This window comes from Neobacillus sp. BP17, from assembly GCF_059579525.1.
Genome location: NZ_CM184198.1, coordinates 2,357,940 through 2,375,962, shown reverse-complemented (window position 1 = coordinate 2,375,962; position 18,023 = coordinate 2,357,940). Strand labels below are relative to the sequence as shown.

General features: G+C 39.2%; 18 protein-coding genes. 7 read left to right on the top strand and 11 right to left on the bottom strand.

Features of this window, described 5'->3' with window-relative positions; all coding sequences use genetic code 11:
- Window positions 1-13: 13 nt before the first annotated feature.
- From AC4QJR_RS11405 to AC4QJR_RS11390, 4 genes are all read right to left on the bottom strand, one after another.
- Window positions 14-1,540: a tripartite tricarboxylate transporter permease gene (locus AC4QJR_RS11405; protein ID WP_496526241.1), complete on the bottom strand. Its 1,527-nt coding sequence runs from the start codon at window positions 1,538-1,540 to the stop codon at window positions 14-16.
- A 52-nt stretch (window positions 1,541-1,592) separates the two neighbouring features.
- Window positions 1,593-2,048, bottom strand: coding sequence for a tripartite tricarboxylate transporter TctB family protein (locus AC4QJR_RS11400; RefSeq protein ID WP_496526240.1), 456 nt, complete (start codon window positions 2,046-2,048; stop codon window positions 1,593-1,595).
- 69 nt (window positions 2,049-2,117) lie between these two features.
- A complete protein-coding gene (locus tag AC4QJR_RS11395; RefSeq protein WP_098575361.1) occupies window positions 2,118-3,146 on the bottom strand; it encodes a Bug family tripartite tricarboxylate transporter substrate binding protein in 1,029 nt (342 codons plus the stop codon).
- 180 nt (window positions 3,147-3,326) lie between these two features.
- Entirely contained in the window at window positions 3,327-4,244 is a 918-nt protein-coding gene (locus AC4QJR_RS11390) for an alpha/beta hydrolase (protein WP_496526239.1), read from the bottom strand.
- A 184-nt stretch (window positions 4,245-4,428) separates the two neighbouring features.
- Between AC4QJR_RS11390 and AC4QJR_RS11385 the strand changes: the two genes are divergently transcribed.
- Window positions 4,429-5,736 (top strand): alkaline phosphatase family protein, encoded by a 1,308-nt coding sequence (locus AC4QJR_RS11385; protein WP_496526238.1) that lies wholly within the window; start codon window positions 4,429-4,431, stop codon window positions 5,734-5,736.
- Window positions 5,737-5,751: 15 nt separating this feature from the next.
- Window positions 5,752-7,026, top strand: a complete 1,275-nt coding sequence (locus AC4QJR_RS11380) for an MFS transporter (protein WP_496526237.1) — start codon at window positions 5,752-5,754, stop codon at window positions 7,024-7,026.
- A 151-nt stretch (window positions 7,027-7,177) separates the two neighbouring features.
- Here AC4QJR_RS11380 and AC4QJR_RS11375 read toward each other — a convergent pair whose 3' ends face one another.
- Window positions 7,178-7,525 carry a metal-sensitive transcriptional regulator gene (locus AC4QJR_RS11375; protein ID WP_375375790.1) on the bottom strand — a complete coding sequence of 116 codons (348 nt, stop codon included), beginning with the start codon at window positions 7,523-7,525 and terminating at the stop codon, window positions 7,178-7,180.
- 191 nt (window positions 7,526-7,716) lie between these two features.
- Between AC4QJR_RS11375 and AC4QJR_RS11370 the strand changes: the two genes are divergently transcribed.
- Entirely contained in the window at window positions 7,717-7,878 is a 162-nt protein-coding gene (locus AC4QJR_RS11370; RefSeq protein WP_180230179.1) for a hypothetical protein, read from the top strand.
- Between the two features lie 121 nt (window positions 7,879-7,999).
- On the opposite strand, the gene AC4QJR_RS11365 is transcribed toward AC4QJR_RS11370, so the two are convergent.
- Window positions 8,000-8,647, bottom strand: coding sequence for a TetR/AcrR family transcriptional regulator (locus tag AC4QJR_RS11365; RefSeq protein ID WP_251460748.1), 648 nt, complete (start codon window positions 8,645-8,647; stop codon window positions 8,000-8,002).
- Window positions 8,648-8,920: 273 nt separating this feature from the next.
- Between AC4QJR_RS11365 and AC4QJR_RS11360 the strand changes: the two genes are divergently transcribed.
- The gene (locus AC4QJR_RS11360; protein WP_180230178.1) at window positions 8,921-9,082 is read left to right on the top strand and encodes a hypothetical protein; all 162 of its coding nucleotides are present in this window, start codon (window positions 8,921-8,923) and stop codon (window positions 9,080-9,082) included.
- A 43-nt stretch (window positions 9,083-9,125) separates the two neighbouring features.
- On the opposite strand, the gene AC4QJR_RS11355 is transcribed toward AC4QJR_RS11360, so the two are convergent.
- Window positions 9,126-9,692, bottom strand: a complete 567-nt coding sequence (locus AC4QJR_RS11355) for a DNA-3-methyladenine glycosylase I (protein WP_496526236.1) — start codon at window positions 9,690-9,692, stop codon at window positions 9,126-9,128.
- Between the two features lie 270 nt (window positions 9,693-9,962).
- On the opposite strand from AC4QJR_RS11355, the gene AC4QJR_RS11350 reads away from it, so the two are divergent.
- Together AC4QJR_RS11350 and AC4QJR_RS11345 are read left to right on the top strand one after the other, a co-directional pair.
- The gene (locus AC4QJR_RS11350) at window positions 9,963-10,784 is read left to right on the top strand and encodes a Cof-type HAD-IIB family hydrolase (RefSeq protein ID WP_496526235.1); all 822 of its coding nucleotides are present in this window, start codon (window positions 9,963-9,965) and stop codon (window positions 10,782-10,784) included.
- A 161-nt stretch (window positions 10,785-10,945) separates the two neighbouring features.
- Complete coding sequence (locus AC4QJR_RS11345; RefSeq protein ID WP_496526234.1) at window positions 10,946-11,536, top strand: hypothetical protein; 591 nt, start codon at window positions 10,946-10,948, stop codon at window positions 11,534-11,536.
- A gap of 93 nt (window positions 11,537-11,629) precedes the next feature.
- Here AC4QJR_RS11345 and AC4QJR_RS11340 read toward each other — a convergent pair whose 3' ends face one another.
- The 4 genes from AC4QJR_RS11340 to AC4QJR_RS11325 all read right to left on the bottom strand — a co-directional run bounded on the left by AC4QJR_RS11340 (window position 11,630) and on the right by AC4QJR_RS11325 (window position 15,862).
- Window positions 11,630-13,102, bottom strand: a complete 1,473-nt coding sequence (locus tag AC4QJR_RS11340) for a sodium:solute symporter family protein (protein WP_496526233.1) — start codon at window positions 13,100-13,102, stop codon at window positions 11,630-11,632.
- Window positions 13,102-13,299, bottom strand: a complete 198-nt coding sequence (locus AC4QJR_RS11335) for a DUF3311 domain-containing protein (RefSeq protein ID WP_098575351.1) — start codon at window positions 13,297-13,299, stop codon at window positions 13,102-13,104. Before AC4QJR_RS11335 ends, AC4QJR_RS11340 begins: the two co-directional genes overlap by 1 nt.
- Window positions 13,300-13,414: 115 nt before the next feature.
- Window positions 13,415-14,599 carry a M20 family metallopeptidase gene (locus tag AC4QJR_RS11330; RefSeq protein WP_098575350.1) on the bottom strand — a complete coding sequence of 395 codons (1,185 nt, stop codon included), beginning with the start codon at window positions 14,597-14,599 and terminating at the stop codon, window positions 13,415-13,417.
- A 15-nt stretch (window positions 14,600-14,614) separates the two neighbouring features.
- On the bottom strand, window positions 14,615-15,862 hold the full coding sequence (locus AC4QJR_RS11325; RefSeq protein ID WP_496526661.1) for a Zn-dependent hydrolase: 1,248 nt from the start codon (window positions 15,860-15,862) through the stop codon (window positions 14,615-14,617).
- A 285-nt stretch (window positions 15,863-16,147) separates the two neighbouring features.
- Between AC4QJR_RS11325 and AC4QJR_RS11320 the strand changes: the two genes are divergently transcribed.
- Entirely contained in the window at window positions 16,148-17,995 is a 1,848-nt protein-coding gene (locus AC4QJR_RS11320; RefSeq protein WP_496526232.1) for a helix-turn-helix domain-containing protein, read from the top strand.
- The last annotated feature ends 28 nt before the right edge of the window (window positions 17,996-18,023 follow it).

Below are 18,023 nucleotides of genomic sequence, written 5' to 3'. Positions count from 1 at the left end.
AACTTTTAGAATGTCATCCTTCTTCATTTATGACCACATTTTTTCCTCTCATCTTCATTAATACCGGGATTACCAACCAAAGAACCGTCATAATTAAGAATCCTAATGAAATCGGACGAGTGAAAAATGGTCCAAAATCTCCATTGAAAATCGTTAAAGCCCGACGCAGATTATTCTCAACCATTGGCCCTAAAACAAGACCTAACACTAATGGGGCAATCGGGTAATCATGTTTATTTAAGAAATAGCCAATGACACCGCAGCCTAATAATAGTAACAGGTCATAAACTGAGACTTGTACCGCATAAACGCCGAAAATAGAGATTGCAATAATAAGAGGAATTAAATACCGCTTTGGGGTCTGAATAATTTTTGCAAACACCTTTACGAGCGGCAGGTTAAGTATGAGCAACATGATATTTCCAATAAACATACTAGCAATCAACCCCCACGCAACTTGGGGATGATCTTCAAATAATAACGGACCTGGCTGAACATTATACATCATCAGTGCCCCCATCAGGATGGCGGTTGTACCCGAGCCTGGAATTCCTAAGGTTAATAATGGAATCATTGCTCCGCCTGAGGCCGCATTGTTTGCCGATTCCGGCGCTGCCACACCAGCAATGGCCCCCGTTCCAAATTTAGATGGGTCTTTAGCTATCTTCTTTTCTAAAATGTACGAAAAAAAGGATGCTAGAGTCGCTCCCGCTCCGGGTAAAATCCCGATAAAGAAACCTAAGATGGAACCTCTAGCGATTGGTGCGGCCGATTCTTTCAACTCTTCTTTAGAAGGGATTAAATTATTAATCTTTGCCATTTGTGTATCTTCTTCTTCTTTTTCTAAGATCGTTTTGAATACCTCTCCTAGGGCAAACAAGCCTACCGCAATCGTTAAGAATTCAATGCCTTGATATAACCAAGGGATATTAAAGGTAAACCGCCCAATCCCTGAAACATTGTCAATTCCGATTGTAGCAAGCAGCAGCCCACTTACCGTCATAATCAATGCTTTCGTAACAGACTTACCCGCCAACCCACTAACAGCCCCAAGGCCTAAGAGCATAAGCGAGAAATATTCAGCGGGTCCGAATTTAAGGGCTAGATTTGACAATGGTTTCGCCAAAACAATTAGGGCAATTAATGTCACGATTCCCGCCACAAACGACCCAATCGCGGCAATTGACAAGGCACTCCCTGCCCTTCCTTTCTTAGCCATTTGGTAACCATCTAATGTGGTCACGACGGACGATGACTCTCCTGGAGTATTTAATAGAATAGAAGTAGTCGATCCTCCATACATAGCCCCGTAGTATACACCAGCAAGGAGAATAATAGCGCTCGTAGCCGCTTGCTCAGGAGGAAGACTTCCCGTAATGGAAGCGGTAACAGGAATAAGTAAGGCAACACCGCTCATCGGGCCAATCCCTGGTAACACACCAACAGCTGTCCCAATTAATACCCCAACAAAAGCAAAAATCAAATTATACCAAATAAGTGCAGAACCAAATCCGTGCAACAAATAATCCAGAGTATTCATTCTATCTCCTCCTTTCATCCTAAATAATATGGTGCCTGACACCATTATCTAATCAATTAAACCAAATGGGCCACCCTGGAAGTGTTCCTTTTAGAACTTCGACAAAAATGAAATAAACAAAGGCAGAGAAACCTCCAGAAATGAATAGTGAGGTAAGCCATTTTCCTCGTTCCATTGTTTGAAAGCAGACAAAAAGAAATAGGAAGGTTGTGATCACGTAGCCCACGGATTCTAGCGTCAAAATATAAACGAGAGTGGCAATAAAAATGATGATAAAAGGCTTGTACTGCAATTTTTCTTTTTCCTTCTCCTGCTTTTTTCCACTAAAGGTTTCATAAAATAAGCGAATACTTAAGATCACTAACAGACCCCCGAGAAATAATGGAAAGATATCCGGACCCACTACACTCCCATATGAGGAGCTGGCAATATTCCTGCTTCCGATAATAAATAAGGTTCCTACAGTTAGAAACAATATAGCAGCTATACGATCAAATTTAATGTCCATTTAAATCCCTCCAATCCGTTTACATTAAAATATGAAAGGGAAGGAGAAAGTCCATCCTTCCCTCTTTAATTACTTCTGCATTCCTAATGCTTCTAATAATTGTTGAACTTGTGTTTCTTGGTCTTCTAAGAACTTTTTAAAATCTGCACCGTTTTTATATTCTAATTCCCAGCCTTGTGTCTCAACTTCCTTCTTCCATTCAGGTGATTGGACTAATTTATCGATTGTTTTTTCCCAATATGATTTTGCTTCCGCTGACATTTTTTCAGGTCCAAAAACTCCACGCCAAATTGTAAATTCTGCATCAACACCTTGTTCCTTCGCAGTTGGAACATCTTTAAAATCACCAGCTAAACGTTCAGATGAAGTAATTGCAAGCACGCGAACTTTACCAGCTTTAAGGAATTCTTTCACACTAGAGGCATCTGTTCCAATGACATCTGCGTTTCCTCCAAGTAATGCTGTAATGGCTTCTCCACCGCCATCATAGGAAACATATTTAATTTTAGTTGGGTCCACCCCGTATTTATAGGCTGGTAGAATCGAAACTAAATGGTCCATTGAGCCCGGTGCGGAACCTCCTGCAAATGTTAACTTTGCAGGATCCTTTTTAACCTCTTCCAAAACTGACTTTAGATCTTTAAATTTGGAATCAGTTTTGACAACTATCGCGCCATAGTCTTTCGTTAACTGTGCTAATGGAGTGGTATTTATATAACCGTACGGGCTGTTTCCTTCTTTCTTTAAATTGTTGATAATAATTGGCGGTGAATTGACAAACAACATATCGTTATTTTCTGCCTGCTGGGTGGCATATTCTGCCATAAATACGGCTCCACCGCCGCCAGGCTTGTTCTCAACAGTTAATGGTTGTTTTACTAGCTTTGTTTCGCTTAGCACTTTTGTGAACGATCGAGCGGTTAAATCCCAGCCTCCACCTGCTCCAGAAGGTGCGACAACACTAATCGCTTTAGTTGGATAACCAGTTCCTGCCTCTTTTTTCCCTGAGCTCGCAGTTTCTTTACTGCTGCAAGCCCCCAAACTTAGTGCCAAAGCTCCTGCACACATAACTGCTGAAATTCTTTTCATCGAAAACATTTCATTTCCCCCTTTGTAAACGTTTTCTTAATTTTACAAAAATTTTTAAGATTTCATAGATTATTCATTTAAACGGCATTAAAAACTTAATTACCATTTTGTTCATAAAGTTCATGGTGTAAATATTGAATGATCAACACGTGAAAAACTCCTGCAATTACGGTGCAGGAGTACTGTTTTTTATGAATAGAATACTTTTTTTATAAAGTCTCCTATTTCACCTAAAGCCTTCTTCGCCTCTGGTAATCGATCACCACTAATCTGCCAAACATGCCACATTTTGTCCCATATTTTAAAGGTGACCTTTACGCCAGTCTGCCGTGCTTTTTTTGCCAGCAGCTCCGCGTCACTTTGCAAAATTTCATGATTCCCTGCTTGGATAAATAAGGGCGGGAAACCAGTAAGGTCTGCAAAGACAGGTGAAATAAGCGGATGATCGAGGGGAGTCTTATGCCCTGAATACATTAGCGCGGCATCTTTAACACCTTGAATCGTTAGATAAGGATCCACCACTTTATTTTTCCGATAACTTTCCCCGCTGCTGGTTAAGTCGACCCATGGTGATAAACAAACTATTGCCCGTGGCAGCGGCTCATTCTGATCTCTTAAGACTAAGGCGGCTGCTACACTTAAGCCCCCGCCTGCTGAATCACCTGCAAAAATAATATTGGCTGGATCATACCCTTGACGCAAGAGCCAGCGGTACACAATGACTGCATCTTCAATGGCAGCAGGAAAAGGATGTTCCGGTGCGAGACGATATTCTGGAAAAAGAACCTTCATACCAGCTGCCTTCCCGATACTAGCTGCAAGTGGTCGATGGGTATTAGCTGAGCAAAATGCATATCCTCCACCATGTAAATAAAGGATTACTTTTTCTTCCGAACTGTTTTCGGAGGAAAGCCATTCAGCGTACAATCCTTCAATTTCCAATTTCTGAGCCTTACAGTCTTTCGGCAGTTTAGCTAGCTTTCTAGCAACCGTGTCCAGCATTTGCCTTTTTTCCTGCATTCCCCTTTCTGAAATACCCTTCCTTAACGCTCGTTCGACAGAAAGTTTAATTCCTTTCTCAATCAAAAAACTTCGAAAACTTGCCATCTCCCAACCTCCTTTAAACCCAAATTTTGCTAATATCATTATACTAGAAAAACCTTCCAATAAAATAGTTAGGATTTTATTGTTTTTCGAAAATTTTGTAAAAATTCGTACGAATTCTTCCATTTCCTCCTGCCTGTAGTACAATGGAAGTATCTGTTAGACTTTTTCGGAGGTTTTTCATTTTATGAATCGATTGACCGACCATTTAATTATCATTTCATTTGATTGCCTTTCAGCTTTAGATTTTCCACTATTAACCGAACTCCCACACTTTCATTCCATTTTAAAAAATGGTGCCTTGGTCAAAAATGTCAAATCAATTTACCCATCGGTAACCTATCCTTGTCACGCAACAATTGTGACGGGTAATTATCCGAGGCGGCATGGGGTCATTAATAATACCCTTATACAACCGGGAAGACGATCACCCGATTGGAATTGGTACCGGGATTGTATACAAGGAACCACATTGTATGACGAAGCGAAAAAATCAAATTTGATTACGGCTGCCCTATTGTGGCCCGTAACAGCAAATGCAAATATCGACTACAATATGCCAGAAATTTTTGCGAACCGGCCATGGCATAACCAAATTCTTGTTTCGCTAATAAGTGGCAGTCCCCGTTTTCAGTGGGACCTTAATCGAAAATACGGACATATCCGTAAAGGGCTGAATCAACCGGAATTGGATGACTTTGTCCTAGAGTCAACTGTCGATACGATTAAAACTAAGAAACCAAATCTATTAATGGTTCACTTTACCGATTTAGATACACAGCGTCATTATCACGGCTTCTCATCCGAGGAAGCTATGGCGGCAATCGAACGTCATAATTACAGGCTTGGCAGGATTATTAGTGCCTTAAAAGAAAGTGGGATTTATGAAAATTCCACGGTGGTGGCATTAGGTGACCATAGTGCCTTAGATGAAAATAAAGCGATAAACCTCAATGTTTTATTCCATGAGCAAGGTTTGATCACCTCGAACGGAAAAGGGAAAATAATTAATTGGAAGGCGTATTGTAAAAGTTGTGATGGGTCTGCATATATTTACATTAAAGACCATCACGATACCACAACCTTACATGAAGTAAGGCAATTAGTAGATTCCTTACTTCATAATCCAGAAAACGGTATTGAATCCGCTTTAACCGGTGCACAAGCTTCAGAAAAAGGAGCAGATGGAGCTTGTGCGTTTATGCTTGAAGCACAAAGAGGATATTTCTTTTTAGAAGACTACGAGGGGGAATTTATCAAAACCATTACGAAGGAGGATGTCAGCAAGGATCATAAGTACACATTAGCATGTCATGGCTATTCACCTGAGAAAGAAGAATATGGAACTATTTTTATGGCAGCTGGTAAAGGAATTCAATCAGGCACCCTGCCTTCAATCCGTCTCATTGATGAAGGCCCCACATTTGCCCGTCTTCTTGGATTAGATTTAGGCCAGACAGATGGAAGGGTTATCGAAGAGATTTTGAAATTTTAAAAGGGGGAAAAATATATGAGCCGGATGTCAAAGCAAGAAAAGAGCTGGGTTTTATATGATTGGGCAAACTCTGCTTATTCCATCCTCATTACCACAGCCATATTTCCATTATATTTTAAAGCAGCGGCGAAAGAGGCAGGACTTGCAGCTTCGACTTCCACAGCTTATTGGGGCTATGCTAATTCATTTGCTACCCTGCTTATATCACTTTGTGCCCCTATTTTAGGAAGTATCGCCGACTTCAAAGGATTAAAGAAACGTCTTTTTACCTTTTTCTTTACATTAGGAATTGTTTTTACCTTGCTGCTTGCAGTGGTCCCAAGTAATCAATGGCTTTTTTTATTAATTTGCTATATGGTTACTGTAATTGGCTTTGGAGGGACAAATATTTTCTATGATGCCTTTCTTGTCGATGTAACGACAGAGGATCGGATGAATCAAGTATCCTCACGAGGCTTTGCAATGGGTTATATCGGCAGCACCATCCCTTTTATCATTAGTATTGCACTTATTATATTATCCCAGCAAAATATCATCCCCGTATCTGTGACTGTCGCAAGTCAAGCGGCCTTTGCGATAACCGCCCTATGGTGGGGATTATTCACGATTCCAATGCTTAAAAATGTCCAGCAGGTTTATTATAAGGAACCAGTGCCAAACCCGATTTCCAATGGCTTTAAACAACTATTTGACACCTTTAAAAAAATCAAACTATATAGACCCTTGTTTCTGTTCTTAATTGCTTATTTCTTTTATATTGATGGCGTCAATACGATTATTACCATGTCGACAGCCTATGGTTCTGACCTAGGCATTACATCTACTAACCTATTAATAATATTATTTGCTACACAAGTAGTGGCTGCACCATTTGCCATTTTATATGGGAAACTTGCCGATAAATTCAAAGGCAAAACAATGCTGCTCGTGGGAATCTTTGTTTATATCGTTATTTGTACGTATGCCTATTTCTTAAAGACCACATTAGATTTTTGGATCTTAGCGATGCTCGTGGCATCCTCACAAGGTGGAATCCAGGCCCTAAGCCGTTCCTATTTTGCCAAACTCGTTCCAAAGGAAAATGCCAATGAGTTCTTTGGTTTTTATAGTATTTTTTATAAATTTGCAGCGATATTAGGGCCATTCCTGGTTGGATTCACGGCTCAGATTACTGGAAATACAAACAGCGGTGTGTTTAGCTTAATTCTTCTTTTCATTATCGGAGGCACCATCCTACTGCGCGTGCCGGAATCAGCAACTATCACAAAATCGAATTCACTTTCTCAATAAAAATGACTAAGACCTCAATTTTGAGGTCTACTTTTTTAAAAAGTTGGTTTATGCGATTCGCTGATTAAACTCAAAAATTCGCCAATTGAACCCGATAATTTGCTGGGAATAAAAAAAGAACATACCAAAGGCACATTCTTCGTCGAAAAAATTATTTTTTCATTAATTTTTGAATAGTAATTAAAACCTCATCCAAGACTTCCAAATCACCTTCCTGTATTCTTTCAACAACACAGCTCTTTAGATGTCCTTCAAGCAGGATTTTGGCAACACTATTTAAAGCGGACTGAGTGGCCGATATCTGGTTAATGACATCATCACAATATGTATCTTTTTCAATTAAGCCTTTAATGCCGCGAATTTGACCTTCAATACGGTTTAATCTTGTGACAAGATTATTTTTCACTTTATCGGAATGATGACTTTTACGATCACTTTCATCAAGTGAGCAGCAAGGATCATCAATAAGCTCATTTTCCTTTCCGACTTCATTTGACATTGCTCCGCCTCCTTTTTGAGATGATTATATCATACACCATTTATTTTCATTTCACATATGAATGAAATATAAAAATATTTGACTGTAATCCACGGAAATATTTTTTAACTTTTCTGATTATTTATTCTAGCTTTATTTCCTTATCTTCATATATAATATTTTCATAACTATTTTGAAGGGTGTTGGTTAATTTGGCAAACAAAGCTGATGTGAAAAAAATCTCTGTTAACTCAACAATTTCATTAAAAGGAATTGTCAAAGCCATTTTCAACGATACCGTTCATGTGCAGATTGGCGGTAAAATTATCACGCTTCCAGCATCTGAATTGCTGATTGAAAAGCCTGTCCAATAGTTCATTTATCTTGTAAATCCAAGCAATAGCAGTAAATTAGTATTTTACTAAAGAAAAGCCCTTCACATCTTTTGTGAAGGGCTGTTAAAATAAGCAAAACTTATTTCCAATCATTTATGATCTATTCTTCATCGGAAACACGCAATTGCTCTAATACATCTGGTGGAAATACCATCCGGCAAATAACTTTTGAAATCTCTCGGTAGTCTGTACTTTTCCCACTAACGATTACGGTTCCGTGACTATTCTCCACTAAAACTAATATGGACCAAGCGACAGCTTCTAAATCCAAATCCTTCCACGTTAATCCATTTTCTTCGGCTTGCTTTAAACCGAACAAAATTTTTGAATAAATTTTCCTTCGTGCTTCACCTAAAAATTCAGCCAGACCAGGGTCTTTCAGCATCAATTCAGGCAGGACACGCTGCAGACCTAACTCACTTAGTCGTTTATTATGAGCTTCTAATAATGATGCTAACAATGATTCCGGATCCCTTGAAACCCAGCTCGGTTCAGGTGGGAGAAGCTTGTCAATTTTATCTTCTAATACCGACATTAATAGCTGGCGTTTATCAGAGAAATACCGATAAAAGGTTCCGGTCGCCACCCCGGCATGGGCTGCGATTTCCTTAGCCGTCGTTTGCTCGTACCCACAAGAAATAAATAGATGCAATCCACTTTCAAGCAATGCATTCCTTTTTTGCTGAGCCCTCTCCTGCTTTGGGAGAAAAGGGAATTCACCAATTAATAGGTCATCATTGTCCGGCATTTTATCACCTCATTTATATCATACCACTTTTTTAAAATTTGAACCACAGTTCATGTTTTCGTTGACAGACCCTTCTCTCCATGCGATACTTGAACTACGGTTCATGTTAAATTGCTATTATTGTATAAACACCCCTTTATAAAATAGTTGGATCGTAACATGACCGATTTTTTATTAAATAATCCTCTATCTATGCAGGAATTCATTATATTTTTCCGAATAATTTAATGTAATATTAATTATGCTTCTAACATTTCGAAAGGCGTTGATATTGTGGCAAACCAATCTGAATCCAAAAAAATCTCTGTTAATTCAACCATCTCCTTAAAAGGAATTGTAAAAGCCATTTTCAACGATACGATTCATGTTCAAATTGGTGGTAAGGTTATTACATTGCCTGCCTCTGAATTCGCAATCGATAAAACTATAAAGTAATTTGTATAGTAAGGAAGCCCACCACGGTAGTGATGGGCTTTTCTCATGGAGTACTTAATTTCTGGTAACAAACACAGGACTCGATATGGTCATTCACCATTCCAGTCGCTTGCATAAATGCATAACAGATAGTCGAGCCAACAAACTTAAACCCGCGCTTCTTTAAATCCTTACTTAATTTATCACTTATTTCCGTGACTGCAGGAACATCTTTCATTTCTCTAAAGTGATTTTGAATTGGTTTACCACCAACAAAGGACCATATGTACTTACTAAATGAGCCAAATTCGTCGACGACCTTCAAAAACGCATGTGCATTGGTAATAACAGCTTTGATTTTGAGTTTATTTCTGACAATTCCTTCATTATTTATTAGTTCCTCGATTTTCTTTTCGTTATAGCGTATAATTTTTTCAGCCTCAAAGTTATCAAAGGCCTGTCGATAGTTCTCTCGCTTCTTTAAAATCGTATACCAGCTAAGACCTGCCTGAGCCCCTTCAAGATTTAAGTATTCAAATAAAAGCCGGTCATCATAGACTGGAACTCCCCATTCATGATCATGATAGTCAATATATAATGGATCCTGATTTACCCAACCACAGCGATTCATTATCAAGATTCCTCCCATACTCCCTTGATTGTTTCTTTAGTATTACATATTTTTTCAAATAGAAAAACCTCCCTCAGCAAAAAGGAGGCTAAAACATATGACATTTACTTCTAAAAATATCAAAAATGGACATAAATATTCACCTTTAGCATGTTGGTTTTTCTCTATTTTATTTACCAATCTCATAATTAGATTCAATTATTAAAAGTTTTTATCCTATTTTTATAGTAAGATAAGAGTATATATAGTAAAGAAAGGACTCAGCTAAGAATGAATTATAAAATGATTGTTTTAGATCTCGATGATACGTTACTACAGGACGACCATACAATTTCCCCAAGGACAAAGAAGGCGTTAATGGATGCCCAGGAAGTGGGAGTTAAGGTAGTATTAGCATCAGGGCGACCAACCTATGCCATGTATGGTATTGCTGAAGAATTGAATTTAAAGAAGTACGGAAGTTTTATTCTTTCTTTTAATGGTGCAAAAATAACAAACTGTCTAACCGGTGAAGAGCTTTTTAGCAGCACGTTGTCCCCAGAAACAGTACATCATCTCTACGAATTAAGTCGTCGTGAGAATGTTTGGATGCATACCTATGTCGACGACACCATTGTAACCGAAGCCGGGAATCAATATACCGATATTGAGAGTGAAATTACTGGTTTAGAAATCTTTGAGGTTGACAGCTTAGTAGATTCTGTGAAAGAACCTGTTGTTAAGGTGTTAATGCTTGAAGATGAAATGGAGCTTGCCAAAGTGGAGAAAAAACTTCAACAGGAATTAGCTGGTCAACTAAGTGTAATGAGATCAAAACCTTTCTTTTTGGAATTCACCGAAGCAGGTGTAACAAAAGGTACGAGTCTCAACCACTTGATTGGACAACTCGGAATTAAACGCGAAGAAGTTATTGCTATAGGAGACAGCTACAATGATTTAGCAATGATAGAGTTTGCAGGACTAGGTGTAGCCATGGGCAATGCACCAGCCGATATTAAGGAAAAAGCTAATTATGTGACCGACACCAATATGAACGATGGTGTGGCAAAGGTCGTTGAAAAGTTTGTGTTGAAATCAGTACAGCTAGTGTAAATCAATATTCATACATCAAACGCATGAGGTTTATAACAAAACCACATGCGTTTTTTTGTAAACAATACACCAATTGCCTCTGACCTAGCCCAATCATGTCCCCTCTTATGAATATTAAGCATAAAATATCACATTCAAAAACATAAAAGGCGGAGAGAGGTATGGGATTATTCATCAACAAAAATCATCATCCGGAGGTCTACAAAAATAAAGGACAGCTGCAAACAAAAAATCAGATGATTTCAAGACAGGATTTTCTGTCAGAACTCGTACAAGAACAACAAAAAGCGAATACAGCACTTAATAAAGCGCTATCTGAAATAGGCTTACAAACACAGTTACAAGAAAAAACACAATTCACTCAATGGAACTCTATCGAATCACAGCTGAATGATTTACGTAATCGTTTGGAACGAAGCGAGGCTGTGAATCATCAACTTGTCAAACAAATGAATGAACAATTGGAAATACAAAAAGAGGTTTCAGAAAAAATGACGAAACAAGAGGAGTTTCAAGGGGGAGTTTTACAGCGCCTGGACAACCAAGAAGCACTTATGGACAAAATTTCCCGGCAAATCAATCATATTCGTTCGATTTTGTTTGAACGAACGAATTATTTAGCCGCGAAAATAGACGATGGCTATAAAATTACCTCTTCCTATGTGTATAAATTAATGACAGGTACAGAGCAGCCATTAACATTTTTGTTGATGAATCAAAAGAAAGAAGAAAATCACACACAAATAGACTGAATCCACTTAACTTTATAATTAACCATTTTCCAAAATAAAACACCTCCAGTCGTCAAATCACATCGACATTGGAGGTGTTTATTTTGATTTTAATTAAGCCACACGCTCATTCGTATTGTTAGACGTTGCAGATTTTGTTACGAAACTAACAGCAAATGTAACTACTAAATTGATAATTAATGCAATAACACCCACATTTAGATCCTTAACAAATTGCGGTAGTGCTGGGAAAAGAGTCCCAACGGTTGAAGCACTGATTGTAATGTAGGCAACCGTAAAGACCCCTACTGCGATACCTGCGAAAGCACCTGCTTTTGTAACTACGTTGTTTTTCGCTAAGCTGAAAACCAATGCTGGGAACAATTGTGTAACAAGACTGTAACCCATTAATAACAAGGTTACTAAAGTGTCCCCGCCCTTAAATGTAAAGTATAAAGCGATAATTGCAACAACAGGAACTAAGTTCTTCGCTAACTTTGATACTTGTTGATCAGATGCCTTTGGAACAAAAACCTTATAGACATTTTTCGCTAATAATGTAGCTGCAGACATCATAATCATTGATCCTGGAACGATTGCAGTTAATAAACCAGCCGCTCCAATTAACCCGACTACCCACGGATCAAACGTCTGCATTGAAAGTTTTAATAGTGCAAGGTCACCGTCTGCCCCTTCTAACCCTTTCACCTGAAGGATGGCAGCAAAACCAACGAAGAAGACAAATAATAACACTAACTGATATAGCGGCATGATAATCGCATTCTTACGGAAAACCTTTGAACTTTGTGCAGAATAAATGGAACCGAAAGTGTGCGGCCACATATAGAAACCAAGTGCCGTTAATAATACAGTTGATATGAACCAGGAAACACTTAAACCAGTTTCAGGCATTGCAAGGAATCCCGGTTTTGCAGCTTCAATTGCTTCGAACATTGGTTGGAAACCGCCATAGTAATGAATTGGCAGATAAATCCCTAAGAATAAAACAATCCCCAAAATCATGATATCCTTAATAACGGCTGTCCATGCAGAACCATGGATTCCTGAAATCATTACGTAAACCGTTACAGCAATAACACCAATCCAAATCGCTGCAGTGGATGAGATCGAACCACCTGAAGCTTCAGCAACGATAATCCCTAAACCTTTTAATTGAAGGACAAGATATGGAATAAGCGCGACTACGCCAACTAGCGAGACAAAAACACCAAGTAACGGGCTTTTGTATTTACTAACAAAAAAGTCAGATTGAGACATTAAATTGTTATCTTTTGCATATTTCCAAATTGCCGGAAGCAACCAATAGGACATAATATAAGCTAAACAGCCGTATCCTAAAATATAATAAGTTGGGCCCCCTTTGCCATAAGCCCAGCCGCTTCCGCCTAAGAAAGTAAACGTAGTGTAAATTTCCCCTGCCATTAACAAGAAGACAAAGATGGTGCCGAAGCCGCGGCCCCCAACAGACCATTGTTCAAGACTCATATCCTTCCCTTTTTGAGCTTGAACACCTAGGAAGATGGAAAACGCTAAAAATCCGAAAATGATAATTAATGCCGTATTCATTAGATCTCCTCCTCTTTATTTGCTGGGTCCATTTTAAACACAAGCGCCATGATTCCTGAAGTAATAACTACCCAAAGAACAATGTAAAAGAGAACAAAAGGCATTCCGAACACGTAGGGAGTGACCTTATTGACGAAAGGAACTCCGCCAAGTAATCCAATAAATGGTATGATTGCAAGAAGTTGATGTAATTTCATAGATAAACCCCCAATTTTAGATAATATTTGATGCCTTCTTTCTATTTATATAGGCTGACCTTCGTGGAACCTTTTTTCTATATAAATTCCACGAAGGAACTAAATTACGTATTTTTTAAGCTAAAAATTTAAAGGTCGCATGCAGGAACGTTTTTACTCCAATTTCTAGGGCGTCTTCATCGATTGTAAAACGTTCGTGGTGATGTGGATAAGTAATACCTTTCTCCTCATTACCTGCTCCAACATAAAAGTAACAGCCTGGAGCTTTTTCCATAAATGCAGAGAAATCTTCTCCACCCATATTTGGCCTCATCATATCAAGCGCCTCTTCACCAAATACTTCTCGTACGGTTTCTTCAATGACTGCAGTCACTTCGTTATCATTGATGACCGGGCGATAGCCAAACTCATATTTGAATTCGTAAGATGCTTCATGTGCTTCAGTAATACCCTTGACCACGCGTTCCATTTTAGCTGGAATCGATTCGCGAAGTGTTGAATCAAAGCTTCGTACTGTACCCCAAAGTTTTACAGAGCCAGGAATAACATTATGAGTTGTTCCTGCAAGAAATTGGGTTACTGAAATAACTAAACTATCTAGTGGATCCGTATTCCTTGAGACTATATGCTGAAGGTTGGTCACTACTTGCGCTGCGACAGCAATGGAATCAATTGTTTGATGTGGAAGTGCGGCATGCCCGCCTTTACCATTCACTGTAATCCAGAACGTATCGGGTGAAGCCATCATCGGACCGTACACAACTCCAACTTTGCCTTTTTCAATTGGTGACCATAAATGTGTCCCAATTACTAGGTCCACTCCGTCCATGACTCCTGCTTGAACCATTTCTTCAGCTCCACCTGGGAATAACTCTTCCGCATGCTGGAACAAGAAACGAACTTCACCTTTAATATGATCCTTTAATCCTGAAAGAATTTTTGCGGTACCAAGCAGCATCGCAGTATGACCGTCATGGCCGCATGCATGCATTACACCTGGAGTTTGGGAAGCAAATTCAAAAGTGTTCTCCTCTTGAATTGGCAGGGCGTCCATATCCGCACGAATTGCAAGTGTTTTACCTGGTTCAGCACCGATTAAGCGAGCCACCACACTTGTTTTAGTCGGGCGGGAAATCTCCAAGTTTCCAAACGATTGTAAAGTATCATAGATGAATTGCGAGGTTTTTTCCTCTTGGAATGATAATTCAGGATTTTGATGTAAATGCCTTCTCCAGGCAATGACTTGTTCTTTTGTTTCTTCTGCTAGTTGATTAAGATTGACTGTTGTAGTGATACTCATGCTCGACATCTCCTATTAGTTTGTTGTTATATTCACTTTGTTAACCGCTAGACTTAGAACTGTATGATATAGAATATTTGCTCCGTCTCTGCAGTCTTCTTTTGAACTCCATTCTGCTGGGTCATGACTAATTCCATTCTTGGAACGGATGAAGATCATCCCCATTGGACATAGGTCCATTAATTGCATCCCGTCATGACCTGCGCCGCTTGGAAGATAATTACTTTCTAAGCCTAATGTATCAAAGGCGTCTTTTGCTGCATTCTTTACGATATCAGAACATGGAGCCGGTGCAACCCGCTGTAGATCTTCAATCGTTAACTTAACACCTTGATTTTCACAAATTTGCTCGGCCTGTACTCTAATCTTTGCCTCTACCTCATCGCGAACGACTTCACTAATATCACGAAGATCTAAAGTGAATTCAACCCGACCTGGAATAATGTTGATTCCACCTGGCTGCACCTGAACTTGTCCGACAGTGCCAACGGTGGTTCCAGTCTTTGCCGCTTCTTCCTCAATCACGAGCATAATTCTTGCTGCAGTTGTCAATGCATCATGTCTGATCGACATCGGGGTGGCTCCTGCATGACCAACTTCCCCTTCTAAAATAAACTTAAGCCATAATGGACCAGCTAATCCTGAAACAATCCCGGCTGAGAGATTTTGTCCTTCAAGGACTTTCCCTTGTTCAATGTGAAGTTCGACATACGCCTTCACTTCTTCAGGCTTGCGGGCTGCTTTACCGATCGCTTCCGGCTCGAGACCATTTGCGACGAATGCATCAGCAATTGAGATCCCCTGTTTATCTTTATTAAGTAATTCTTCTTGTGTAAGTGTCCCAGCGATCCCCCTGCTGCCAATCATTCCAAAACTGAATCTTGCCCCTTCTTCATCGGTAAAAGCAATGACTTCAATTGGATGTTCTGTCTCAATCCCTTGCTCATTCATGACTTGAAGGGCTTCAACAGCCGATAGAACACCAAGCGGTCCATCAAAATTCCCGCCATTAAAGACTGAATCAATATGTGAACCTGTTAATACCACTGGCGCGTTTGGGTTTATCCCTTCCTTCCTGCCTATTAGGTTTCCAACTTCATCCTCACGTACTTGCAAACCAGCTTCTCTCATAAATGCAGCTACAAGATCTTTAGCTGCTCGTTCTTCCGGAGTAAAAGATAAACGAGTGACACCATCAGATTCGGTTTTTCCAATTTCACTGAGAAGTTGCAAACGACCCCATACTCTCTCTTCGTTAATCACTGCTTCCATCCTTTCTGCCACATTCCTACTTGTTTAATGCTTTAATAGAATGGCGTATATTATTAATGTATTTATAATTATAGAACTTATCAGAATATTTGTTATGTTATTTTTCACAAAATTCTTAACAAACAATTTGTGTAAAAACACAAATAAATAACAAATACCATCCTAACTCCTTATAATTCCTAACAAAAACCACACATTTTATTATAGAGTTTGTTACAATAAACAAAAGATATTAAATTTTTCATATTATTCTAAGATCATTAAATTGTGAGGTGCATGATGAAAGACACACTTAGCCATCGTCAGTTGCAATCATTAATCCATGTTTCCAATGTGTTAAATTCATCACTAGATATTGATACGATTATTGATTCCATTATGGTTCAAACAGTGTCAGTTATCGATGCAGCGCACGGGGGGGTTCTATTCCTATATGACCCTGGTCAAGATCTGCTCATTCCAAAGTCAGACAGCAACTTTACATCTGAAATTACAAGGGTAAGGTTGAAACCAGGTGAATCGATGACAGGCTTAGCTTTTTCCGCGCAAAAATGCTTAATATTTCACAACCGGACAGAAGTTGAAAAGGCAACTGCCACATTATCGGAGAGGAATCATGCACTCATGGATCAATCGATTCCCACGCTGCCTTATTCAACCATTTGTGCTCCAATCTTATCAAAAGGAGCATGTATTGGTGTGATTACGCTTGACTCCTTTGATTCGTCGCTTCACTTTATTCCAGAAGATATACACCTTCTAACAGCGATTGCCCATCAAGCAGCTGTAGCCCTTGAGAAAGCAAACCTTTATAGTGAGCAAGAAAAAGCCGTAAGACAGTTGGAAGATTTAAATAATACGATTTCAAAACAAAACGAGATGTTATCCCGCTCCGTTGATATCCATAATCGATTAGCTGCACTTGTATTGCATGGCGAAGGTCTCGATTCAATAATCACCTATCTGCACGATACATCCGGGAACACGGTCTTATTATTTGATGACCTTGGTGAGTTGATCTCTTCCGCTTTTAAATGCAAACTGACCAACGATGAATTATTTGCCATTCGAGATTTAGCACAGGACTCGATTCGAACACCTGGTAACGTCCGTTCATTGCTTGAAACAAACATGGATGAGGAAAGGCATTGTATTACCATTCTTCCCATTGGAGCAAAGCCGACTCTTTTTGGTTCACTTATTATCGTTTCCCCTGAAAAGATGCGTGATGTAGAAATTGCTGCCTTAGAGCATGCTTGTACGGTCATCTCACTTGAATTAGTAAAGGAGCAAGCTATTTTTGAGGCACAGGAAACAATCAATGGAGAACTCATTGATGTTCTATTTTCCGGTAAAATGGATGGCAACATCCTTCAAAAAGTAAAACAGCTGGATTTCGACCCATTAGGGGATTATTTAGCTGTGATGATTCGACTTGATGAAATGGACAATACTCCTAAAAAGAATAGTATCATCCGCCATCTTGTCCAAATGGCCAACCGGGTATTTTTAAAAAATCCGTTAAAAGGAATGGCCGTACGGAATCACGATCAAATTGTTGTTTTGCTAACTTTTCAACAAAAAGCTCCCTCCGCCTATACACATCAGCGCGTGAAGGAACTTGTTTCAAAATTTCAGCAGGAAATCCAGATAAAAAATTGGGGAACAACGGTTTCTATCGGGATCGGCAGAATCCATTCCAGTTTATTAAAGGTTACGAAATCCATGCAGGAAGCAGCGAAATGCTTACAATTCCTACAAAGCTTTGGAGGAAGAAATCAGGTCATCAGTTATAAGGAACTTGGGGTTCAACGACTTCTCCTCCAAAATACTGAGGAGGAACTCATCGATTTTATTCTCGAAGTGCTAGGACCGCTATTTGAATACGATCAATCTCGAAAAGGAGAACTCCTCCCTTCGTTATTCGCCTATCTTGAACACAATCAAAATGCGAAGGAAGCAGCAGAATCCATCCATGTTCATACTAACACTCTGATGTATCGCTTAAAACGGATTGAAGAGATTCTTTCTACTGATTTATCTGATAGTCAACAATTTTTAAATATTCATCTCGCCGTCAGTCTCTATCCTTTTTTAAAAGATAAGCTGACACAACAGGTGTAATATTGATATCAAATAACTAGGCGCCCCT